The organism is Cupriavidus sp. 05T313, assembly GCF_056396665.1.
In genome coordinates this window covers 1-22,518 of sequence record NZ_JBFTLX010000103.1, presented here as the reverse complement: position 1 = coordinate 22,518, position 22,518 = coordinate 1, and the positions used below count along the sequence as shown (strand labels likewise).

Genomic DNA, 22,518 nt, shown 5'->3' with positions numbered 1-22,518 from the left:
GCATGGTGCCCGACCAACAGCGAATTCCCGCAGACATCAAGGTCCGTCTTTCGCTGGATCGAAGCATCGGCGGCATTGTCATCGGGTCTCGCAGAATCGAAAAGAGTAAAAATACTCCCCCTCTCCGCTACTCCCCCGACGCCCCCGGCAACGGATGCGAATACAGGCTCGGCGATCTGAGTACTTCTACTCTTTCGCGGCAGCCGTCGCCGAGCCATCATGAGGCATGGAATCTCATCAGCAATCTGCTCGCCATACCTTGCGCATCGACCAGTGGACGATGGCGGTGGGCAGCGGGGAAACCGCGCTGGAATACGACGACTGGTTAAGCCGCATTCTCAACAGTCTGGCGCCCGACGTGCCGGGGCATGCCATATCGAGAGTGATCCGCGAAGGCCGGAGCGAGTTCCGGCTTGAACATCGCGCGCGCTATGAGGTCCGGCATCCCGACATCGGCGTCCGGCGCTTCGTGTGCGCAATCGACAGCGATGCGACGTTGATCGCTTTCGAGCATACGGTGTCTGGTGTCCGCTACCCATGGGTGACGATCAACGGCGTATTCACCCAGATTGAACTGCGCACGCTCAGGTTCCTGTCCGCCGGACTCGACCTGTGTGCTGCCCCGGTCGGCGCGGAACGCCGCTGAATCGTTGGCAGTTCCAGCGACTGATGTGATGGCCGGCACCACGCTTTCCGGTCCAGAGCCCGCCTTGCGCGTGAGGATTAGCAGCATGGCCGATTCTTGCAGGGAAACAGCACTCCCCGTGTCCCCCCCCTTGCAGATGAAGTGCCAGATTCATGCACCGGGCTGGCTCTGGATTTTTTTATACCGCGCCCACGGCACACGCCGAGCGCATGTTGGCGATCAGCGCCGGGAAGTCCAGGCCCAGCGTGGAGAGCGCCACGGCATCCGCCTTGCCATCCCGCAAGGCACGGTCCAGCTCCATGCATGCCCGCGCGAGCTCCGCCGCCCCAAGCATGCCGAGGATGGCCTGCATGCCATGGGCATGCAGGCATGCCCGGCCAAAATCGCCGCCCCCGATGGCCTCATGGATCCGCGTTACCACGTCCGAGCGTTCGGCGCATACGCGCCTGGCCAGATTGACATAGAGATCCTCGCGACCGAACAAGAGCTTGATCCCCGCAGCGGCGTCCAGGCCCGGTACGCCCTTCAGGGCTTTCACCACCGCTGACGCAGGGGGACTCGTCTGCGCCGCCACATCCATCCTTGTCCCCGCGCCTGCCTGACCGCGATCCGCGCCCCCTGGTTTAGCCACGGGCGGTAGCCATGCCGCAATGGTGCGGAACATCGCCTCTGCGTCGATCGGCTTTGAAATATGATCGTTCATCCCGCCCTCGATGCAGCGGATGCGGTCAGCCGACATCGCGTCGGCCGTCAGCGCCAGCACCGGCAGGGYCTGCAGCCCCAGGCCGTGGCGAATCGCGCCGGTGGTCTCTATGCCGTCCATGCCCGGCATATGGATGTCCATCAGCACGATATCGAATGCGTGCTCCTTGAGCGTCGCCAGCGCCCGCGGACCGTCGCAGGCAACATGCACGTCCATGCCCACCAGTTCGAGAAGACCGCGCGCAACCTCCTGATTGATCGGGTTGTCCTCGACCAGCAAGACCGTGCGCCCGTGCAATGCCTGCCACGCCGGCCCGGCGAGCGAGCGGCCATCCGATGGCGCCGTATCCGTATGCGAACGCCCGGAGCCCGCACCGGCCGCCCGGTCCGCTCCCGCAATCTCCAGCGATACCTCGAACGAGAAGGTACTTCCCACGCCGGCCTGGCTCCGCGCAAGGACACGCCCGCCCATGAGTTCCGCCAGCTTCTTGCAGATCGCAAGCCCTAGCCCCGTGCCTTCAAAGCGGCGGTTCATCGCGCTATCCAGTTGCTGGAACGGCGTGAACAGCTGCGGCAACTGTTCCGGCGCGATGCCTACGCCCGTGTCCTCGACCTCGAAACACAAGCCGATATGGCTGTCGCGGACGAGCGTCTCCCTGACTCGCAGGGAGACCTCGCCGCGATCCGTGAACTTCAACGCATTGCTCAGGAAATTGATCAGGATCTGCCCGACCCGCAATGGATCGCCGACAAGCCGAAGCGGAATCGCGGGGGACGTGGAAATGGACATCATGACGCCTTTCGCTTCCGCCGTTTCCCAGAACAGGCCAGTGACACGGTCCAGCAGTTCGGACAGGTAGAACTCGCGCGCGTCGACGGTGAGCATTTCCGCCTCGATCTTCGAGAAATCCAGGATATCGTTGACGATCCCCAGCAAGTGCCCGGCGGATGCGCTGATGCGCGCCAGATAGCGATCCAGCTTGTCGTCGCACTCCCTGTTCAGCGCCAGATGCGACATACCGATGATGGCATTCAGCGGCGTCCTGATCTCGTGGCTCATATTGGCCAGGAACTTCGCCTTGACCCGCGCAGCCGATTCAGCCGCCTCGCGGGCTACCGTCAGCTGCAGAGTTCGCTCCTCGACGCGAGCTTCCAGCGTGTTGGTAAGCAGTTCCAGGGCCTGCCGGGTGCGCTCCTGCTCGGTGATATCCGCGACCACGGTACCGACGCCGATGATGCCCGCATCGTCCGGCGCGCGCACCGGGAACTTGACCACGCGGAAGATACGTTCATACCCGTAACGAGGACTGGTCGTATGCACCTGGCTTTGGGAGGTTCCGCTGGCCAGTACCAGTTCGTGCATATCGCGGCTGATCTCCGCGATACGGCGATTCGGGATGATGTCCCAGTCGCAGCATCCCACGGCAGCGCCGTGCGGCACCCCGATGGCTTGCTCGTAAGCGCGATTGGCCATGATGCCCACGCCCTTGAGGTTCTTGTAGGCCAGCCCGGTCGGCACGTTCTCGCGGAATGCGCGCATGCGCTCCTCGTTCTCGCACACACTGCGGCGCGCGCGCCACTGGAACGCCGCCAGCGCGAGGATCAGCCCGATCGCAATCGCGGTAAGGCTCACGATCGCCGTCCGGACCAGGAAGTACGATTGATAGGCTTCGTCAACGTGTAGCTCGACGACCAGCCCCATGTCCTGGCTATCCAGCCATCGACCAGCCCCGATGACCTTGTGCCCGTCATAGCCGTCATAGCCATCGGCGGCCACCGCTTCCTCGCCTCTATTCGCCAGCAGCTGCGACGCAAGTTTGGTCGGAGCGTCGCCAGCGCCGCCCCGCGCCAGCGCATCGCCGGCAGGCTGCTTGCCGGGCACTCTCGCCCACAGCGGCCCGGCGACATCTTGCCGCGGACGATCCGGCGCCGCCTGGCGCTCCGAGGCGCGGGTCGGGGAGAGAATGCGCGCGGAGGAATCGATCGCGTAAGCCTCGCCCGTTTCGCCTATCCGGCCCGCCTTGAGAATCTTGAATAGTCCCACGTAGGGATCGACGCGCAGGCACAGGTAGCCGACGATCCGTCCATCCGCATTGATGCGTGCGCACGCAAGCTGATAGAACATCCCGGCCGGCTTCTCGACGCCCTGGACCATGAGCGGCAGCGTCGAGACAGTGGGCCGCGAGATGGCAAATCCAAGTTCCTGCGCCCCCCGCAACGTGCGTTTTGTCTGCTCGGTCAGATTCGAGAAGTTGACATAGTACGGGCTGCTCGCCGCGACAATGGTTTGGTCCGGCCTGATCAGGGCATAGCCGTCGAAGCCCCGGCTCCTGTAGATCGGCAGAATCCACTGATCGAATTCAGTCAGCAAATCCGCGCTGCCGGGATTGGCCAGGATACGTTTCACCAGTTTTATCAGGGCAGGGTTCTCGGCAATGGTCCCGACCCGCCCCGCCGAATCCTCTCCCATGGTCCGGTTCAGGTCCGATATCGCCTGAAGCACGCCTTTCAGGCGGCTTTCGGCGCTCCGATGAAATTGCTTTTCAAGGCCCCCGAGCACCTCGTGGCTCAAGACCAGCAGCAATACGACGGCGACCGCCGTCATGATGAAATTCAGGCGGGTTTCCCTACCGCCCGTCCCTCGCAGACTCCTGAAGTAGCGCTTCATCATGATTTCCTGCGACGGTTCGCGGCTTGTAAAACGACGGCGGCGTTCCGGCCCGGTGGCGGCAGATAACGCGACCTTGATTTCTGGTCTTCGTCACTTTTTATTGGCGTCCCGGCAGGATGGATCAATCAAGAAACAGCGTTGTCAATTCAATTGCGGATTTGACTTGCAGTTTCTCCATCAGGCGCGCCCGGTGATTTTCCACGGTACGGGCGCTGATCCCCAGTTCCGTGGCAATCGCTTTGCTGGTCTTGCCGGTCGTGACGTGCCAGGCAACGACTCGCTCCTTCGGGGTCAGGAGTGCAAGCCGCGTGCGTTTGTCGGCCGAAGCCAGCCTCTGTTCGTACATCTGGCGGCTGCGCTCCAGCGCGCCGCGCACTTTTTGTACCAGCATTGCGCCATCGACCGGCTTCTCCAGGAAATCGAGCGCGCCCGCCTTGATCGCCTTGACCACCGAAGCGACCTCGGAGTAAGCGGAGACAAAGATGGTTGGCGGAAAAACGCCCATGCCTGCCAGCGCGCCCTGCACCTGCAGGCCGCACATCCCCGGCATGCGCAGATCGCAAACCAGGCATTCAACCGGAGCCGGTCGGTACGATTCGACAAACTCGCGAGAGGAAACAAACTGCCTTATGTCTGCGCCAAGACCACGGAGCAACTCATGGTATGTCCAGAGCACAATTTCATCGTCGTCGACTAGATAGATTACGGATCGCTCAGCTGACACAGCCTACGCCTCCATTTCCTGGTGCCTGGCTACCGGATGCCGGCCGGTCCGCAAGTTCACCGCGCTGCGACCGATAGGCCGCGTGACACGCACTCCCCGTCGGCACAGTAGGCCAGCATTATTCTGAAGTGGAAATTGGGTAATCCCCGAGTCGCGGGCAAGCCGCGAAACCGAAAATTGGCTCAACCGAGTGATCATCTCGGTACGAATTCCTATTAAAAAACTCAGTCGTCTCATCCACCATGCATACCGGGAAGAAAGGTGTGCTTTTTTCGTCTCCCGGCATATTAATTACTTTAAACCTTATTAAAAAATATTATAAGAACCAACGATTAAAGCCATATACCTTTTAAGTCGCAATCGATGCCATGATGATGACGGAGGCGACGACCCACGACCTGGGCTGGCATCCTCCGCGGGCACGAGCCTGGGATCATGCCGCGGCGATGGAACCCGATGGAACCATGACCATGCCTGCCGCGCACCAGTGCATGAAGCAGCCCGGCGCTGCCGGCGCCAGCCAGGCGGAAAAACCGACAGGCTACCGCCCGGGGCTTATGAAAATGCCGCATCCAGCACTGTGGTGCCACTGAGCGAGGATGGTGGGGTGCGAACCAATGCTGCGACCGTATCCAGACAGGACATGGCCTGTCTGATAACGCCCATTTCCTGACCGGGGTCGCGCGCGGCCTGAACCACCAGCCTGGCACTCATGCACAGTCGCAAGGCGCTGACAGGGATACCCGCCCTGTGACCACAGTCGACCGGCTGACCGATGTGATAGGCCAGAGCGTCGGCGCCGCGCCCCGGCCCTTGCAGCCGATGATAGATTCCAGCCGTTTCGTCGCGGCTGAGCGCAGTCTTGCCGCCATGCGAAGCCGACCGATACAGCAGGAAGGGGTAAATGGTCTGAATATCGTCCCAGTTCGACAGGATGTTCAGCGCCGTGCGGTCCAGCGCCGGTACATCCAGGATGGAAAAAGCCGGATCGCGGCTCAGCCTTTGCCGGATGGCATTGGCGAAGCGCCGCAGAATGCCCTCGACTTGCGGGGCTGGCACCGCGCGGAACTCGCGCAACTCATGGACCGCGGCCTGCCAGCGCAGCAGCAAGCCAAAATTCGCATGCGATCCAAGGGATTGCGCGCATGGCCAGTCGCGGGGCCACTCCTCGCGAGCAGAGTAGAGGCGGAGTTCCGCAGGGATGCCCCGCTGGCGCAGCGTCTCGCCGGCCACTGCCGGCAGCAGCAGGGCGCCGGAAAACGATGGCCCTGCCACGAACTTGGAACCGGTCAGCGCAATCATGAAGCCGTTGCGCAGATACGCCTGGATGGTGCCCGGCTCGATGCGGAACTGGCAGGCGTCGACGAGAACCTGCACCGCCGATGGCCAGCGGCGGTGCAGGCGCATCACGCACGAGATGCTTGGCGCAATGCATCCGGTCTTGGAGACATCGATCAGCACCAACAGCACATGACGTCCGTCATGCACGGCCTGGCTGACGAGCGCTTCGATTTCCACGTCGACCACGTCGGCATCCCGGAGACTGCCATCGGCGTGACGAATCGGCACATTGAGGATGTCGCTGGCGCAGGCCCGGCCAAGGGATTCGCCCGGGATGGTGATACGGCCCAGCGCGTTATACGTGCTGAAGTGCCGCCCGGTCAGCGCCGCGGGCACGCCGCTGCCGCTCTCGGCCTCGCCGGCCAGGATCACCAGGGGCCGGACCGGGACGCCACTGGCGCCGCCATCCCCCGACAATCTCGCCGCCACCTGCGCCGCAAGCAAATGCACATCGGTGCCCGACGCCGAGAAGACGAGCCCGGGGTCAAGGGCATGATCGATGCCGCACAATGCCAGCAACTCGCCGCGCAACCGCTCCAACTCGCGGCGATACAACTCGGCTGCGGGCTGGTGCGCCAGCCCGCCGGCCAGCCGGCCGCGAAGTCCGTCCGCCACGGCGAACGCCGCCGGCGAGATCCCCGAGGAAGTGGACGAGCCAAAGGCAACCAGCCCCGGTGAAGCGCATGGCTGGCAACCATACTTGTTCCGGCCAGTGACGGGGTCCAGCGCGATGCGATGATCCCCGCCGCTCACCAGCAGGTCAGCCGTCGATGGCAGCGGCATCGGGAGCGTGCGGTCGGTCGGCATGGTCGGCATGGCTGGCGTTGATCAGCATGGTCCTGAACGCAGCGAAGATCTTGTGCATCTGCGGCTGCTTGTAGGGAAAAAGATCGACCGGATCGATATCGTGCACGACCATGGCCGTGTCCGCCTCGAACACCAGCAACTCGCCATCCGGCGTCTCGGCGCAATCCAGGCCGACATAGTCAAGGCCCAGYCGCTCCTGAATCAGCGCGAGTGCATCCTTGTGACGCAGCGCGAAGGTGTGGTCGAAGTCGCGCATGATCGCCGCTTCTTCATCCCGCTTGGCCGCGCTCTCCGCCATGCCGGCATTGAGATAGTGAATCATCCAGTGCTCGGAGATGCCGACGTGGCAGACGTACGGGCGCCCTTCGATCAGTACAAGCCGGTATTTCCGGTACTGGCCGTCCGCGTTCCGGTAGTCGATGAAGTAAGAGACGTAGAACGCAGGCTCCTGGCTGTGCGCCAGGTAGCCGGCGAGTTCGGCCGCGTCGGCTATTTTCTCCAGTCCCTTGCCGGCATGCGAACCAAGGGGCCTGACGATGATCGGGAAACTGCCCTCGCCCAGCACCGACGAGATCGCTGCCTGCCCACTGGCGACACTCGCCAGTACCTGGCGATCCACGCGCCGGGTCGGCGGCATGCAGATGCCCGGAGCCGACGCCAGTATCGACGCAGCCGTGTCCCGCGACAGCAGTTGCAGGCGATCCGGCATGTTCAGCACTGGGCGCGGCCAGATGGCCGCGAGTGCGCGCAACTGCTCCAGCACGGGCTGGGTACGGTCGGATTCGCCAACTCCGATAAAGAGCACATCGTGCTCCGGCACGGCCTGCGGCAGCGGGTTTTCCGGTGTGACATACAGTGCGTCGACCGCCACGTCGGAGTTGCCCAGCAGGCATTCGATCGGGGTGTTGGCCATCAGATCGCCCGACACCATGACGGCCAGCACGCGCAGGCCAACGCCATCACCGCGCAAGGTCGGCAGATGATAAAGCTGCCGCGTCTGCAGCGCCTCGGCCTGGACAGTCATGGCGAGCGCATGATCGCCAATCAGTTGCAGGACCAGCGAGAGATCCATCAGTGCGTTCGCGTCGTCCGGATGCGACTCCAGATGCTTGATCAGTTCCGCGCCAAGCGGGCGCAGATCCTCATTCTGGTGGGCCGCCCGCAGCAGGTAGCGCAGACCGATCAGGGTATCCGGGCCCGGCGCCTGGGTCACGCGGTCATGGATTGCATTCATTGTGGCAAGTCGCTGGCTTCGGGAATGGATAACGGTGCACTCAGCGACCGGCCGAGCGCAAGGGTGGCACCGAGCAGGACATCAATGTCCTGCTCGGTGCTGCGATGATTGAAAAGGGCAACCCGGATCGCGAAGCGGCCATCGAGCACGGTCGATGACGGCGCGGCCACGCCGGATTCCTGCAGGGCGACGACGAGATCGCGGTTGACCTGTTCGATGGCGCCGTGCGCAAGCCCGGTGCCGATGAAGCGGAAGCAAACGATATTGAGGGATAGCGGCGCCAGCATTTCCAGTTCCGGCTCGGCATCGATGCGCCGCGCGAGTTCTTGCGCGAGCGCGCAGGTATGGGCGATCATGCCGCCCAGGCGCTCGGTACCGTAGACCTTGATCGTGAACCAGGTCTTCAACGCGCGAAAGCCGCGCGAGAGGTCCGGCCCGAAATCGCAAGGCCAGGGCGAACCGGCCGCCATGCCGCGCTCGCCGCGGCTGAGATAGGTGCCTTCGTGCGTCGCAAAGGTGCGCAAGTGCAATTGCCGGTCCCGGACCACAAGGAAGCCGGCGTCATAGGGGACTTGCAGCCATTTGTGGAAATCAAAGGCGATCGAGTCTGCCTGCTCGATTCCGCGCAGGCGCGGGGCCAATTGCGGGCACAGCATGGCCAGGGCGCCGAAGGCACCGTCGACATGAAAATGCAGTTGCTCCCGGCGGGCAATGCGCGCGATCGCTGCCAGGTCGTCGATGGCACCCGTATCCACGGTGCCGGCAGTGCCGACGACGAGAAATGGCGTAAAGCCGGCAGCGCGATCGACGGCAATGGCCGCCTCGAGACATGCCATATCCATGCGCCCCAGATCGTCAACGGGAATCGATCGCAGGTTGTCTTTTCCCAGGCCGGCGAGGTCCATGCCCTGCGCGATGCAGCCATGCGCCCTGGCCGAGGTATAAGCACTCAGGCGGCGCGAAGCTTGCGCCACGCCGCCCGACCGGACGCCACTGCCGAGCGCCCGGGTCCTGGCGACCAGCACGCCGGACAGATTGGCCATGGAGGAGCCGGTCAGGAACAGGCCGCTCGCATCCTGCGGGAAGCCGAACAGCTCGATCACCCAGCGCAGCACCTGCCACTCGACCTCGACCGGGATATGGTCGCGGCCACCCAGGTTGGCATTGAGCCCCGCCGCGAGCATTTCCGCCAGCATCCCGACGGGCGTTCCCCCGCCATGCACCCAGCCCATGAAGCCGGGATGCGCATTGCCGACGGCAAACGGCAGGATACTGTCCATGAAGGTCCGGTGAACCTGGTCCAGCCCGCTTCCTTGCCGGGGCAAGGGCTCGCGAAAGCGCCCGCGCACCGCGTCGGGAATCGGCTGCCAGACCGGCCGCTCGCGAATGCCCTGGAGATAATCCAGCATATCGTCGAGCATGCTGTGACCCTGCGCCCTGAGCCCGCTCCAGTCGACGGGGTCGAGACTGGCGGGGACTGGCTGCCGGCGGCCCTCGTTGGTTGGTGTTGACATGGCTATTGGCTGTCCGGAAAACGCATGCATCCCCTGCCGAGGGGCATCTCGCGACCTCGGTTCCGGGACATCGTGCAGGGGATCATAGCGTCGGGCCGCTGGCGCGTTTTGAAGAGGATGGCGGGTTTTTTGCCTTATTTCTCAGGGAAACGCTGAACATCGCCCACGCCCCGCTTCCACGCAAAGCGGCGGGCCAGGCCCTCGACCGCCGCGGGCACCAAAAAAACAACACCACCGCGCCCGCCTTAACACAATCCGATAGTTTGCGAGCGCCGCCGCACGCGACGATAATTGTGTCGTCAAGCATCTTAAGCAACGCTCCCGCCTCTCCTCACCCCCCGCCCTCCTCCCATGCAGCCACACCAAGGCCTACCCCATCCCCAACGAAACTGGGCCATCCTCACCGTGTTCTGCGGCCTCATCATGGCTGTGCTCGACGGCTCGATCGCCAATATCGCGTTGCCGTCGATCTCGCGCGAGCTAGCGTCGGACCCATCCAGCACCATCTGGGTGGTCAACGCCTACCAGCTCACCGTCACGGTGTGCCTGCTGCCGCTGTCCTCGCTGGGCGACATCCTTGGCTACAAGCGCGTGTACCGCATCGGCCTGGCGGTCTTCCTGGTGGGTTCGCTGTTGTGTGCGCTCTCGCCAAGCCTGCCGGTGCTGGTGGCTGCGCGGGTGGTGCAGGGCATCGGCGGGGCCGGCATCATGAGCGTAAATACGGCGCTGGTGCGCTTTATCTACCCGCCCACCAAACTCGGCCGTGGCATTGGCCTGAATGCGCTCGTGGTGGGTATCACCATCGCCGTGGGCCCTTCGGTGGGCGCGCTGATCCTGTCCTTCGCCAGCTGGCCGTGGCTGTTCGCCGTCAATGTGCCGGTGGCGATCTTCGCGCTGGCGCTGGCGCGCACGGCGCTGCCCGCAACGCCGCCCCAGCCGCATGGCTTCGACTATCGCAGCGCGCTGCTATCGGCCGTGGTGTTCGCCTTGTTCATCCTGGGTGTGGACGGCGCAGGCCATGCCGCCTGGCGGCCTGCCGCGGCGGCCGCGCTGGTGGTGGCTGCCACGCTGGGTTGGTGGCTGGTGCGCATGCAACGCGGCAAGCCGGCGCCGCTGGTGCCGGTGGACCTGTTCGCCAGCCGCTCATTCACGCTGGCGGTGGGTACGTCCTTCTGCTCCTTCATGGCGCAGATGCTGTCCTTTGTCGCACTGCCCTTCTACCTGGAATACCAGCTTGGCCGCTCGCTGCATGAAACCGGGCTGCTGATCACGCCGTGGCCGTTGATGGTGGCCATCATGGCGCCGCTGTCGGGGCGCTTGTCCGACCGGTATCCCGCCAGCGTTCTGGCTGGCATCGGGCTGACGTTGCTGGGCTCGGGGCTGGTGGGGCTGGCGCTGCTCGGGCCGGATGCTTCAAGCTTTGCCGTGTGCTGGCGCATGGCGATGTGCGGGCTGGGGTTCGGTTTGTTCCAGTCGCCTAACAACCGGGCCATGATCGGGGCGACGCCGCCCGCACGCAGCGGTGGCGCCAGCGGTGCGCAGGCGACTACTCGGTTGCTTGGGCAGACTACGGGGACTGCCGTGCTGGCGTTGTTGTTCAGCATCGATCAGGGTGGCGCTGCGCGGGTGGCGCTTTGTGTGGCGGCGGTTGTTGCGGGGATTGGGGCGGGGGTTAGTTTTAGTCGGTTGCGGGGGGGTACGGGGACTGCGGCGCCGGTGCGGGGGGCGGTTGATGCGGATCTTTGAGTTTTGAATTGGGACATTGCTTGAGGGGTCTTGTTTTCGGCGTTGGTTTTTGGACCCAACAGCGTTCGGGAAGAATGCCGACCCTGCCGGGGGCAGAGCCATCAGGCTCTTCAACGGCGTTGATTGCGTCGTGCGGCCCAGGTGTCGGCTGGCGTGCCTTACCGGCTCAAAGGGTAGCGTAATGCCATTGCCCGGTGGTTTCGTGGTTTTGGCTCTGGCGGCACGCGCGGTGATTGTTCGGTCCCTGCCGTTCGCAGGGAGCGGCGCCGCGTAACTTCGCAATGATGGGTTTCGTGGTGGGCACGGTGGCCCGCGCTCAATCGCCCGTGGCCTCGTTTTTCGGCGTTGGTTTTTGGACCCAACAGCGTACGACATCCCCCTGCGGGGGACGCCGGTCACTCTTCTTTGCTTCGGCAAAGAAGACTAACGAGAAGAAAGCCGACCCTGCCGGGGGCAGAGCAATCAGGCTATTGSGCGTYGGTGGTTTCGTCGTCAGGCMCAAGGTCTTGGCTGGCCTGCCTTACCGACTCGAAGGGCAGCGCAATAGCATTACCCAGTGCTTTCGTGGTGCGGCCCCTGATAGTGAGCGCCCTGCCCATTCGGCCATCTGCCGTTCGCGGGGCAACGGGCCACGGCATTTCGTACCTTGCTGGTTTCGTGGTTTTGTCTCTGACGGCAAATACCCTGCCAATTGACACCCTGCCGTACCGGCGCTAGCCGTGACTGCATACGGCCGTCTTCGTTTCGTGGTGGCGCCGTGGCCCGGTCAGCGAACACGGAAGGATCTGGCGACGGTGTTGTGCGGTTCTCGACCAATCCATGAACGAGGCCGCAGGGGACTGAGCGTGGGCCACCGCGCCCACCACGAAACGCATCATTGCGAAGTTGCGCGGCGCCGCCCCCTRCGAACGGCAGGGATCGAACAATCACCGCGCGTTCCGCCAGAGACAAAACCACGAAACCAGTTGGGCTCGAAGAATCGTGGCCCGTTGCATCGCGAACGGCAGATGGCCGAATGGGCGCGGCGCCCGCCACTAGGGGCCGCACCACGAAACCCGTGTGGTACGCAGGGGAGCAGCCGTTGAAGCCGGTAGGACATGCCAGCCGAAGCCACCACCCGCACGACGCAATCAACGCAGTTGAAGAGTCTGATGGCTCTGCTCCCGGCAGGGTCGGCTTTCTTCTCGTTAGTCTTCTTTGCCGAAGCAAAGAAGAGTGACCGGCGTCCCCCCGCAGGGGGAATGTCGTACGCTGTTGGGTCCAAAAACCAACGCCGAAAACACTCCCCCCAAGAAGAACTCAATCCGCCTTAGCCCCCGAATCCCTCACCACCTTCGCCCACTTAGCAATCTCCGCCCGCTGAAAACCAGCCAATTTCTCCGGAGTCCCAAGAATAGGATCCAACCCAAGCGTCTTCAACTTGGCCTGCACATCCGGCAACTGATAAATCCGATTCAACTCGGCATTCAGCTTGGCAACCACATCCTTAGGCGTATTCGCCGGCGCGAAAATCGCAAACCACGAATCCGCGTCAAACCCCTGCAACCCCTGCTCCGCCAGCGTAGGAATATCCGGTGCCGACGGCGAGCGCTTGGCACTGGTCACCCCTAACGCCCGCACCTTGCCTTCCTTGATCACCGGCAGCGCCGAAGGCAGGTTGTCGAACATCATGGAGATATGGCCGCCGAGCAGATCAGGAATCGCCATGGCACGGCCTTTATAGGGAACATGGGTGAGCTTCACCCCGGCCAGCGAGTTGAACATTTCGCCCGCCACGTGCGGCGAGGTGCCGACACCCGGCGTGCCGAAGGTGAGGCTGCCCGGCTTGGCCTTCGCCAGCGCGATCAGCTCGGCCACGTTCTTGGCCGGCACGGAGGGGTTGACCACCAGCACGTTCGGCGTCGACGCGACCAGGATCACCGGCGCGAAATCCTTGACCATGTCATATGGCATCTTGCTGTAGAGCGCACCGTTGATGGAGTGCGTGCCCACGGTGCCGAGCGCCAGCGTGTAGCCATCGGGCGCGGCATGCGCCACGGCTTCGGCGCCGATGTTGCCGCCGGCGCCGGGCTTGTTGTCCACCACCACCGGTTGCCCCCAGGATGGGGAAATCTTCTCCGAGAAGATGCGCGCCAGGATGTCGGGCGCGCCGCCGCTAGGGAAACCCACCACCATCCGGATCGGCTTGGAGGGATAGGTGTCGGCCTGGGCCGATGGCACGGCGAATGCGGCGCAGGTGGCCAGCACGGCCGCTGCGAAAGAGGTGATGCGCATGGTATGTCTCCCGATGACTTGATTTGTTTTTTTGGTACCAGAGATTGTCCCGCAAGCCGCCGCCGGACGGGCGCGACAACTCGTGCCTGTCCGGCGGCGGCGTTGGCTCAGCATGATGCTATGGCGCGGATTTCACGCCACACTCACACCACCGTGCCACCGAACTCCGCCATCACTTTATCGTGCAGGCGGCGCATTCCCTTTAGCCACCGATCGTAATCCTGTCCCTTGCGCTGGTAGTACTCGAGCACTTCCGGATGCGGCAAGATGAGGAAGCGTTCGTCCTTCACCCCTTCCAGCGTGACCTGCGCCACATGCTCGGGCGTGACCGAGCCCGCCTGCAGGAAGCCCTTGCGATCGCCGTCCTCGCCGAACAGCATGCGCGTCTGCACGCCCTGCGGGCAGATGCAGCTGACCTTGATGCCGCGATCGCCATAAGTGATCGACAGCCATTCGGCAAAGCCGATGGCAGCGTGCTTGGTCACGGCATACGGCGCCGAGCCGATCTGCGACAGCAGCCCGGCGGCCGATACGGTGTTGACGAAATAGCCATCGCCACGCGCCAGCATCTGCGGCAGCACCGCGCGCGCGGCGTGGATGTGGGCCATCACGTTGATCTCCCAGATGCGCTGCCACTCCTCGGCGCTGGCCTCGAGACCCTTGCGCAGGATGATGCCGGCGTTGGAGCAGAACACGTCGATCTGGCCGAAGCGCTGCGTGGCTTCGTCGGCCAGCGCCTGCACCGCGGCAGCATCGGCCACGTCGACCTGTTGCGCGAACACCTGGCAATCAGGGCTGGCCTTGGCCAGCTCGGCGGCCACCTCTTGCGCGCCCTTCGCATCCAGGTCGGCCACGGCCACGCCACGCGCGCCGCCGGCGGCAAAGGCCAGTGCCAGCGCGCGTCCGATACCGGTCGCCGCGCCGGTCACCACCACGGTCTTGTTGCGAATCTCCATCTTTGTCTCCTTTGTTTGCTATGTCTGCATTGCCAGCTAGATGTGCGGCCCTTGGGCCGCGAGAATGCGATACGCGACGGTGGTGGCGATGCTATCCGCGCCCCTGCCACAAGCGAGCCTGCAGCGCATCCGCCAGTTCGCGGATGCGCGGGCCCAGGTTGCCGTCGAGGATTTCCGGCGTGAGCCGGGTAGCCGCGCCGCCGATATTGATGGCCAGCACTTCCGCGCCGTCTTCGAGCACCACCGGCGCCGCCGCGCCGCTCACGGTGCGGTCCCACTCGGCATGCGCCAGACAGAAACCACGCCTGGCGTAATCTCGCAGCGCGCGCTCAAGCTTGATGCGGATGGCTGGCCAGCGCGCTCCATAGTGGCGCTCCAGGTCAGCCATCACGGCGGCGCGCCGCGCCGGCTCAAGCCCGGCGAGCCAGGCCCGCCCGATGGCGGAAGTGGCGGTGGGCAAGCGCGAGCCCGGCGCCAGCCGCATGACCAGCGCGCCGCGCGGCTGGCATACCTCGAGGTAGACCATCTCGTGGCGGTCCGATGTCGCCAGCGCGACCGTGCAATCGGTGGCAAACGCAAGCGACTGCATCAGCGGCTGCGCGATCTCGCGGATGCCCGAGCCGGCCAGGTAGCGCTGCCCGAGCACCATCGCGCCCTGGCCGAGCCGGTACTTCTCCAGCGAGGCGGAATAGATCAGGTAGCCCAGGCTGGTGAGCGTGTAGGTCAGGCGCGAAACGGTGGGACGTGGAATGCCGGCGCGGCGTGCCAGTTCGGCATTGCCCAGGTAATCGTCGTGCGGGCCGAAGGCGCGCAGCAGGTCAAGCCCGCGCGCCAGCGCGGTGACGAAATTGCGGTCGTCTCGGTCGGTGTCCTGCGCCGCCGCACGGGGCGGCGCATCGACGGCGGCGACGGCAGCAAGCGGCGCGTCGGCGGGCAAATGCGGAATCGACGAGGTGCGTTTCATACGTGGCGAGGACGCTGGGCAACGGCTGGTGAAGAACGTGCCTGTGGCCGCCATGAAAGGCTGTGGACAGAGGCGCGCCGGCTATTTCGCTGTGCGGAAGACAATTCCGTATTTCTTGACTGTGCCTCAGGCCGTATGCAACAGTCAATGAAAACGAACGATCGTGCTGGAACGTGACTACAGCGACATGCGTGGCACGCTTCACGGTACACGACGACACCGGCACCCGGGGCCTGCCTGAGCAGGCCATTCCGCATCGCACAGGAGACAACGCATGCAGCACGCCTTTCAACAAGCCGCACCGCCTCGCGGCTGATTCCCGCCCCAGCTTGATCAAGCGGCCCCGGCTTTAGCGCGCGGCGCCGCCACTTCCACGCAGCCCGCGCCGCGGCTTGCGTGCCTTCGTTCGTGTTTGCAAAAGTCGCATGAGGTAAGCCCGTGACATTGTTTCTTCAACAAGTCCTGAACGGCCTGACGCTGGGCGGCGTGTACAGCCTGGTGGCGCTGGGCCTGACGCTGGTCTACGGCATCCTGCACGTGCCCAATTTCGCGCATGGCGCCTTCTACATGGCAGGCGCCTACGTCTCGTACTACATGATGACGTCGCTTGGCGTGAACTACTGGCTGGCGATGGGCGCTGCCGCCATCGCGGTGGCGGCGCTGTCGATGCTGGCCGACCGGCTGGTGTTCCATCCGCTGCGCAACGCGCCCGAGCTGCACGACATGATCGCCGCCATCGGCATCATGCTGTTCCTGGAGGCCGGCGCGCAGGCACTGTGGGGCGCGGACTTCCATCGCATGCCCACGCCCTACGGCCAGATGGTGGAGGTGCTGGGCCTGACCGCGCCGGCGCAACGGCTGCTGATCATCGCCGCGGCATTCGGGCTGATGGTGCTGCTGCACCTGTTCCTGACGCGTACCGTGACCGGCTCCACCATCGTGGCGATGGCGCAGAACCGCGAAGGCGCGGCGCTGGTCGGCATCGACGCCACCCGCGTCACGCTGCTGGTGTTCGCCATCTCCGGCGCGCTCGCCGCGATTGCCGCCACGCTGTACGCGCCAATCAACCTGGTCTATCCGAGCATGGGCAACCTGGTCATCACCAAGGCCTTCGTCATCATCATCCTCGGCGGCATGGGCAGCATTCCCGGCGCCATCGTCGGCGGGCTGATCATCGGCATGGCCGAGAGCTTCGGCGGCTTCTATGTCTCGACCGACTACAAGGACATCATCGCCTTCGTGCTGCTGGTGGCCATCCTGTCGATCCGGCCCCAAGGCCTGTTTGCAAGCAAGGCCGCATAAGGAGCGCACCATGAGCAAAGCATTGCAAGGCAAGACCGGCTGGGCGCTATTGCTGGCGCTGGCCATCGTGTTCCCGCTGGTTACGCCCAACAGTTACTACCTGACGGTGATGACGCTGGCCTTCATCTACGCCATCGCCACGCTGGGGCTGAACCTGATCACGGGCTATACCGGCCAGCTCAACCTGGCGCACGGCGGCTTCATGGCGATCGGCGCCTATACGCTGGGCATTCTCACCGTGGACCACCAGGTGCCGTTCTGGGGCGCGTTCGTGCTGTCCGGCGTGGTGTGCATGGCGGTGGGCTACCTGGTCGGCGYGGTGTCGCTGCGCCTGAAGGGGCATTACTTCTCGATCTTCACGCTGTGCATCGGCTACATCATCTACCTGCTGATCGAAAAATGGGAAAGCCTCACGCATGGCACCGTTGGCCTGATCGGCATCCCGGTGCCGGCGTCGGTGGGGCCGCTGGTATTCGACAACGTGCAGGCGCAGTACTACCTGGTGCTGTTCTTCCTGGTGGCGGGCACTTTCCTGATGCACCGCATCGTGACCTCGCTGCTGGGCCGCAGCTTCATGGCGGTGCGCAACAGCGACGCGCTGGCCGAGGCGCTCGGCATCAACCTGATGCGCACCAAGGTGCTTTCCTTCGTGCTGTCGGTGGGCTATGCCGGCTTTGCCGGCGCGCTGTACGCGGGCCAGGTGCGCTTTCTCGGACCCGATATCGCGCGCACCGACCTCACCTTCGACATGGTAATGGCGATGCTGGTGGGCGGCACCGGCACGCTGCTGGGGCCGCTGCTGGGCGCGGTGCTGGTACCGTGGGTCACSCAGACGCTSCAGTTCCTGCAGGACTACCGCATGCTSGTGTTCGGGCCGGTGCTGATCCTGCTGATCATCTTCGTGCCGGACGGCATCGTGGGCTCGTGGGCGAAACGCCAGGCGCGCCGCGCCGCCGCCGCGCGGCGCGGCGGCAAGAGCCGCGCGCAACCAGCCGGCGCGCCCGTCGTCGCCAACCCGAATGCCAACGCCGCAAATGCCGCCAACGCAGGGGCCGACCATGCTTGAGATTCGCAACCTGACCAGGAAATTCGGCGGACTGACCGCCGTGCACGATGTTTCGATCACCTTCGAGACCGGCCATATCAACGCCATCATCGGCCCCAACGGCGCCGGCAAGACCACCTTCTTCAACCTGATCGCCGGCACCCACGCGCCCAGCTCCGGGCAAATCCTGCTCAAGGGGCAGGACGTGGCGGGCCTGCGCGCCGACCAGATCGCCCGGCTCGGCGTGGCGCGCACCTTCCAGGCCACGCACCTGTTCGACCGCGCCACCGTGCTGGACAACCTGATCGTGGGCCACCGGCTGCGCACGCACTCGGGCCTTGCCGACGTGATCTTCAACACGCGCCGGCTGCGCGAGGAAGAACGCCTGTGCCGCGCCAAGGCCGAGGAGGCACTGGACTTCGTCGGCCTCACGCACCTCGCGCATGAAGTGGCCGCGGACATCACGCAGGAGGAACGCAAGCGCGTGGCCTTTGCGCTGGCGCTGGCCACCGATGCCGAACTGCTGCTGCTCGACGAGCCCGCCGGCGGCGTCAATCCGGAGGAGACCGTAGGCCTGGCCGAGCTGATCCGAAAGATGGTCCGCCACGGCAAGACGGTCTGCCTGATCGAACACAAGATGGACATGATCATGCGGCTGGCCGACAAGATCATGGTGCTCAATTACGGCGAGAAAGTCGCCGAAGGCACGCCGGCGCAGATCCAGCGCGATCCGCAGGTCATCGAAGCCTACCTGGGAGCCGACCATGTTGCAGCTTGAACGCGTTTCGCTTTCCTACGGCAGTTTCCGCGCCCTGGACAACATCACGCTGAACGCCAGTGCCGGCGAGCTGGTGGTGCTGCTGGGCGCCAACGGCGCCGGCAAAAGCTCGATCTTCCTGGCGCTCAGCGGCATTCAGCGCACCCATGGCGGCAGCATGCGCTTCGACGGCCGCGAACTTGCCGGCATGAAGCCCTCGCAGATCGTGCAGGCCGGGCTGGTGCATTGCCCGGAAGGCCGCAAGCTGTTTCCCGCCATGAGCGTGCAGAAGAACCTGACACTGGGCGCCTACGTGCACCGGCGCGACCCGGCAGGCATCAAACGCTCGCTGGAAGAAGTGTTCGAGATGTTCCCCATCCTGCGGCAGAAAAAGGACGACCCGGCCGGCTCCCTCTCAGGCGGCCAGCAGCAGATGGTGGCGCTCGGCCGCGCGCTGATGGGCCGGCCGCGCACGCTGCTGCTCGATGAGCCCTCGCTCGGCCTTGCGCCGCTGGTGGTCAAGCAGATGTTCGAGGTGATCCAGCGCATCAACCGCGCCGGCACCACGGTGCTGCTGGCCGAACAGAACGCCTACGCCGCGCTGGGCATCGCCCACCGCGCCTACGTGATCGAAAGCGGCCGCATTGTGATGGAAGGCGACCGCGACACGCTGCTAAAGGATGAAGGAATCCGGAAGGCGTACATCGGCGGATAGCGCCTGCCGGCTTTCGTGGCCCAACCGGGCCACCCCCCAAGCGATGCGAAGCGAGCCGTCAAGGTGTACCAGGCCGTATGGGGCGCCTTCTTTGCCTACTTTCTTGGCAAGACAAGAAAGTAGGTCGCCCCCCCGCAGGGGGGTGAAACCGCCTTTGACTTTAAGCCTTTGAAGTTGAATTTGAAGTCAAGCCGTTCCACGTTCCAGTCAGACCCAATACAAACACATCAGGAGACAGCCAAATGCAGACCAAAATGATCCGCCGCTTCTTCCCCCTCGCCGCCACCGCCGTGGCCACCCTGATGGCATCCGGCACCACCTTCGCCCAGGAAGTCGTCAAACTCGGCTACACCGGCCCACTGTCCGGCGGCGCCGCCCTGTACGGCAAGAACGTCCTGTCCGGCATCCAGATGGCAGTAGACGAAATCAACGCCTCGGGCCTGGAAGTCAAGGGCAAGAAGGTCAAGCTGGAAGTCGTCTCGCTGGACGACAAATACGCCCCCGCCGAAGCCGCCATCAACGCGCGCCGCCTGGTGCAGCAATACAAGACGCCCGCCGTGTTCGTGCCGCACTCCGGCGGCATCTTCGCCCTGCAAGCCTTCAACGAGCAGGAGAAATTCCTGGTGATGGCCTACTCCAGCGTGCCGCGCATCACCGACGCCGGCAACAAGCTGACCATCCGCATCCCGCCGGCATACACCGGCTATATCGACCCCTTCATCAAGGCGCAGATGAAGCGCTACGGCAAGAACGTGGCGCTGGCGCCGGCCGACCACGACTACGCCAAGGCCTGGGTGCAAGCCTTCGTGCCGGCATGGGAAGGCGCCGGCGGCAAGGTGGTGGCCAACAACCCGATGTCCTATACCAAGGCCACCGACTTCTACAGCGGCGTGTCGCGCGTGCTGGCCGACAAACCCGATGTGATGTTTGTCGGCGGCCCGTCCGAGCCGACCGCGCTGGTGGTCAAGCAGGCGCGCGAACTGGGCTTCAAGGGTGGCTTTATCGTGATGGACCAGGCCAAGCTCGACGAGATGGCCAAAGTCACCAACGGCCTGGCCATGCTGGAAGGATCGATCGGCGTGATGCCGCTGGCCAACGACGCCCGCCCGGCGGCGCAGACCTACAACAGCAAATACAAGAAACTGCACGACGGCCGCGACGCCACTACCGAGATGTCGCTCAACTACACCATGGTGTACGCGCTGGCGGGCGCCATGAAGCTGGCGGGCACCACCTCCGACGCAGCCGCGATCCGGGCCAGGATGCCGGAGGCGGTGAAGACGCTGGCCAAGGATGCCAACCCCAACGAGATCGAAAGCCTCGACGCCAAGGGCGGCACCGTCGCCGACACCGTGGTGGGCTGGGTGCAGGGCGGCAAGATTGCCCCGGTGCGCCTGTCGGAACTGGCGAAGTAAGCGCGCGAAGCAAAGGAGAGAACCGGCGCTCGGGCCAGGCGCCGGCAGCGAGCCCGCCGCGGCGTACCGTGGCGGGCTTGTCTTTTTGCGCTACCGGATGCGGGCCTCAGGCCCGGTACTGCGGCAGGTTGCCGGCTCCCCCTTGTGCATCAGGCTGCTGCATCGCCACTTGCCGCACTGGCTGCGGCTGCGCCGCCGCATGCTGCTGCTGACGCTGTAGCTCCTGCTGCCGCCGCTGCTGTTCCTGCTGCTGGCGCTGATGCTCCTGCTGCTGGCGCTGCATCTCCTGCTGCTGGCGCTGCTGGTCTTGCTGCTGCCGCTGCATGACTTGCTGTTGTTGCTGCTGTTGTTGCTGTTGTATTGCCTGCTGCTGGCGTTGTTGTTCCTGTTGCTGCCGCTGCTGCTCCTGCATCTGCCGCTCCTGCTGCTGGCGCTGCATGGCCTGCTGCTGCATTGCCTGCTGCTGGCGCTGCTGTTCCTGCACCTGCCGTTGCTGCTGCTGTTGCATCGCCTGCTGGGCACGCTGCTGGTCGGCCAATTGCCGTTCCTGCTGCTGGCGCTGCATTTCCTGCTGCTGCATCGCTTGCTGGGCGCGCTGCTGCTCGCCGACCTGCCGTTGCTGCTGCTGGCGCTGCATCTCCTGCTGCTGTTGCATTGCCTGCTGGGCGCGCTGCTGCTCACCGATCTGCCGTTGCTGCTGCTGGCGCTGCATCTCCTGCTGCTGTTGCATCGCCTGCTGGGCACGCTGCTGCTCACCCATCTGCCGCTCTTGCTGCTGGCGCTGCATCTCCTGCTGCTGTTGCATCGCCTGCTGCGCCCGCTGCTGGTCTCCCATCTGCCGTTCCTGCTGCTGGCGCTGCCTCTCCTGTTGCTGTTGCACCGCTTGCTGCCCTCGCTGCTGGTCCCCTATCTGCCGTTGCTGCTGCTGGCGCTGCATCTCCTGCTGCTGTTGCATCGCCTGCTGCGCCCGCTGCTGGTCTCCCATCTGCCGCTCTTGCTGCTGGCGCTGCATTTCCTGTTGCTGTTGCACCGCTTGCTGCCCTCGCTGCTGGTCCCCTATCTGCCGTTGCTGCTGCTGGCGCTGCATCTCCTGCTGCTGTTGCATCGCCTGCTGCGCCCGTTGCTGGTCTCCCATCTGCCGCTCTTGCTGCTGGCGGCCCAGCCCCTGCGGATCGGTCTGCAGGGTACGGCCATTCTGCTGCGCGGCGGCCCGTTGCTCGGCCTGGCGTTGCTGGAACTGCTGGGCCTGCTGAAGTTGCGAACCTGGCTGGCCCCCTTGCGGCGGCAAGCCGCGCGCCTGGTCCGGACGCGTGGTCCAGCCGCGCACGCGCGGATCGCCGCCCTGCACGGGTGGCTGGCCGCCATGCTCGGTCCCGATCAGGCCCTGCGGCGCGGGCGGGCGGGCGCCACCGTCGGCGCGTTGTGGGCCGAAGGCCGGCATGCCAGGATTCCCGCCGCCGGGAGCGCCCGGCGTTCCGGGCATCTGGCCTGCCCCGTTGCGGCCATGGTAGCCAGGCGCAGCCTGGCTCAACCTGACGGGCGCGGAAGCCGCCGGGTTCCCGCCTGGCGCATTGCCGGCGCCACGCCATGCCGGCCCGGCGCCGGGCACGGTGCCGCCGGCGCGGGCAAAGCGCTGGGCCAGCTCATCGCTGGCCGGGCGGCCCGGCACGCGGGCCGTGATGGCCGGGCGCCCGAAGCTTTGCGC

At 64.8% G+C, this 22,518-nt stretch carries 17 protein-coding genes; 8 read left to right on the top strand and 9 right to left on the bottom strand.

What is annotated here, in order from left to right; genetic code table 11:
- Positions 1-226: 226 nt before the first annotated feature.
- Positions 227-646, top strand: a complete 420-nt coding sequence (locus AC1DKD_RS21660; RefSeq protein ID WP_441633342.1) for a hypothetical protein — start codon at positions 227-229, stop codon at positions 644-646.
- A gap of 178 nt (positions 647-824) precedes the next feature.
- Here AC1DKD_RS21660 and AC1DKD_RS21655 read toward each other — a convergent pair whose 3' ends face one another.
- The 5 genes from AC1DKD_RS21655 to AC1DKD_RS21635 all read right to left on the bottom strand — a co-directional run bounded on the left by AC1DKD_RS21655 (position 825) and on the right by AC1DKD_RS21635 (position 9,639).
- Entirely contained in the window at positions 825-4,019 is a 3,195-nt protein-coding gene (locus AC1DKD_RS21655; protein WP_477143687.1) for an ATP-binding protein, read from the bottom strand.
- Between the two features lie 121 nt (positions 4,020-4,140).
- Entirely contained in the window at positions 4,141-4,743 is a 603-nt protein-coding gene (locus AC1DKD_RS21650) for a response regulator transcription factor (RefSeq protein ID WP_441633339.1), read from the bottom strand.
- Between the two features lie 555 nt (positions 4,744-5,298).
- Positions 5,299-6,900: a hypothetical protein gene (locus tag AC1DKD_RS21645; protein ID WP_441633337.1), complete on the bottom strand. Its 1,602-nt coding sequence runs from the start codon at positions 6,898-6,900 to the stop codon at positions 5,299-5,301.
- Positions 6,845-8,125 (bottom strand): ATP-grasp domain-containing protein, encoded by a 1,281-nt coding sequence (locus AC1DKD_RS21640; protein ID WP_441633335.1) that lies wholly within the window; start codon positions 8,123-8,125, stop codon positions 6,845-6,847. The genes AC1DKD_RS21645 and AC1DKD_RS21640 overlap by 56 nt, the downstream gene beginning before the upstream one ends.
- Positions 8,122-9,639, bottom strand: coding sequence for a pyridoxal phosphate-dependent decarboxylase family protein (locus tag AC1DKD_RS21635; RefSeq protein WP_441633333.1), 1,518 nt, complete (start codon positions 9,637-9,639; stop codon positions 8,122-8,124). The genes AC1DKD_RS21640 and AC1DKD_RS21635 overlap by 4 nt, the downstream gene beginning before the upstream one ends.
- A gap of 351 nt (positions 9,640-9,990) precedes the next feature.
- Here AC1DKD_RS21635 and AC1DKD_RS21630 point away from each other — a divergent pair, with 351 nt between their 5' ends.
- Positions 9,991-11,385: an MFS transporter gene (locus AC1DKD_RS21630; protein WP_441633331.1), complete on the top strand. Its 1,395-nt coding sequence runs from the start codon at positions 9,991-9,993 to the stop codon at positions 11,383-11,385.
- A 1,299-nt stretch (positions 11,386-12,684) separates the two neighbouring features.
- Here AC1DKD_RS21630 and AC1DKD_RS21625 read toward each other — a convergent pair.
- The 3 genes from AC1DKD_RS21625 to AC1DKD_RS21615 all read right to left on the bottom strand — a co-directional run bounded on the left by AC1DKD_RS21625 (position 12,685) and on the right by AC1DKD_RS21615 (position 15,579).
- A complete protein-coding gene (locus tag AC1DKD_RS21625; protein ID WP_441633382.1) occupies positions 12,685-13,659 on the bottom strand; it encodes a Bug family tripartite tricarboxylate transporter substrate binding protein in 975 nt (324 codons plus the stop codon).
- Positions 13,660-13,802: 143 nt separating this feature from the next.
- Positions 13,803-14,615, bottom strand: coding sequence for an SDR family oxidoreductase (locus tag AC1DKD_RS21620; protein ID WP_441633329.1), 813 nt, complete (start codon positions 14,613-14,615; stop codon positions 13,803-13,805).
- 91 nt (positions 14,616-14,706) lie between these two features.
- Entirely contained in the window at positions 14,707-15,579 is an 873-nt protein-coding gene (locus AC1DKD_RS21615) for an IclR family transcriptional regulator (protein ID WP_441633327.1), read from the bottom strand.
- 438 nt (positions 15,580-16,017) lie between these two features.
- Here AC1DKD_RS21615 and AC1DKD_RS21610 point away from each other — a divergent pair, with 438 nt between their 5' ends.
- The 5 genes from AC1DKD_RS21610 to AC1DKD_RS21590 all read left to right on the top strand — a co-directional run bounded on the left by AC1DKD_RS21610 (position 16,018) and on the right by AC1DKD_RS21590 (position 20,813).
- Positions 16,018-16,881, top strand: a complete 864-nt coding sequence (locus AC1DKD_RS21610; protein ID WP_035864592.1) for a branched-chain amino acid ABC transporter permease — start codon at positions 16,018-16,020, stop codon at positions 16,879-16,881.
- Between the two features lie 10 nt (positions 16,882-16,891).
- Entirely contained in the window at positions 16,892-17,947 is a 1,056-nt protein-coding gene (locus AC1DKD_RS21605; protein ID WP_477143686.1) for a branched-chain amino acid ABC transporter permease, read from the top strand.
- Positions 17,940-18,704, top strand: a complete 765-nt coding sequence (locus AC1DKD_RS21600) for an ABC transporter ATP-binding protein (protein WP_441637552.1) — start codon at positions 17,940-17,942, stop codon at positions 18,702-18,704. The genes AC1DKD_RS21605 and AC1DKD_RS21600 overlap by 8 nt, the downstream gene beginning before the upstream one ends.
- Positions 18,691-19,398 carry an ABC transporter ATP-binding protein gene (locus AC1DKD_RS21595; protein ID WP_441637550.1) on the top strand — a complete coding sequence of 236 codons (708 nt, stop codon included), beginning with the start codon at positions 18,691-18,693 and terminating at the stop codon, positions 19,396-19,398. The genes AC1DKD_RS21600 and AC1DKD_RS21595 overlap by 14 nt, the downstream gene beginning before the upstream one ends.
- Positions 19,399-19,640: 242 nt before the next feature.
- The gene (locus tag AC1DKD_RS21590) at positions 19,641-20,813 is read left to right on the top strand and encodes an ABC transporter substrate-binding protein (RefSeq protein ID WP_441637548.1); all 1,173 of its coding nucleotides are present in this window, start codon (positions 19,641-19,643) and stop codon (positions 20,811-20,813) included.
- Between the two features lie 106 nt (positions 20,814-20,919).
- Here the strand turns inward: AC1DKD_RS21590 and AC1DKD_RS21585 are convergent, their stop codons facing one another.
- Positions 20,920-21,096 carry a hypothetical protein gene (locus AC1DKD_RS21585; RefSeq protein WP_441637546.1) on the bottom strand — a complete coding sequence of 59 codons (177 nt, stop codon included), beginning with the start codon at positions 21,094-21,096 and terminating at the stop codon, positions 20,920-20,922.
- On the opposite strand from AC1DKD_RS21585, the gene AC1DKD_RS21580 reads away from it, so the two are divergent.
- Positions 21,073-22,518: hypothetical protein (locus tag AC1DKD_RS21580; RefSeq protein ID WP_477143685.1), on the top strand; the 1,446-nt coding region annotated here is incomplete at its 3' end. The two genes, AC1DKD_RS21585 and AC1DKD_RS21580, sit on opposite strands and share 24 nt — an antisense overlap.

Bases quoted from the DNA above. Each gene is read 5' to 3' on its own strand.
- AC1DKD_RS21660 (WP_441633342.1), top strand. From the start codon at position 227: ATGGAATCTCATCAGCAATCTGCTCGCCATACCTTGCGCATCGACCAG.
- AC1DKD_RS21645 (WP_441633337.1), bottom strand. From the start codon at position 6,900: ATGCCGACCATGCCGACCGACCGCACGCTCCCGATGCCGCTGCCATCG.
- AC1DKD_RS21635 (WP_441633333.1), bottom strand. From the start codon at position 9,639: ATGTCAACACCAACCAACGAGGGCCGCCGGCAGCCAGTCCCCGCCAGT.
- AC1DKD_RS21630 (WP_441633331.1), top strand. From the start codon at position 9,991: ATGCAGCCACACCAAGGCCTACCCCATCCCCAACGAAACTGGGCCATC.
- AC1DKD_RS21625 (WP_441633382.1), bottom strand. From the start codon at position 13,659: ATGCGCATCACCTCTTTCGCAGCGGCCGTGCTGGCCACCTGCGCCGCA.
- AC1DKD_RS21620 (WP_441633329.1), bottom strand. From the start codon at position 14,615: ATGGAGATTCGCAACAAGACCGTGGTGGTGACCGGCGCGGCGACCGGT.
- AC1DKD_RS21615 (WP_441633327.1), bottom strand. From the start codon at position 15,579: ATGAAACGCACCTCGTCGATTCCGCATTTGCCCGCCGACGCGCCGCTT.
- AC1DKD_RS21600 (WP_441637552.1), top strand. From the start codon at position 17,940: ATGCTTGAGATTCGCAACCTGACCAGGAAATTCGGCGGACTGACCGCC.
- AC1DKD_RS21595 (WP_441637550.1), top strand. From the start codon at position 18,691: ATGTTGCAGCTTGAACGCGTTTCGCTTTCCTACGGCAGTTTCCGCGCC.
- AC1DKD_RS21590 (WP_441637548.1), top strand. From the start codon at position 19,641: ATGCAGACCAAAATGATCCGCCGCTTCTTCCCCCTCGCCGCCACCGCC.
- AC1DKD_RS21585 (WP_441637546.1), bottom strand. From the start codon at position 21,096: ATGCAGCGCCAGCAGCAGGAGCATCAGCGCCAGCAGCAGGAACAGCAG.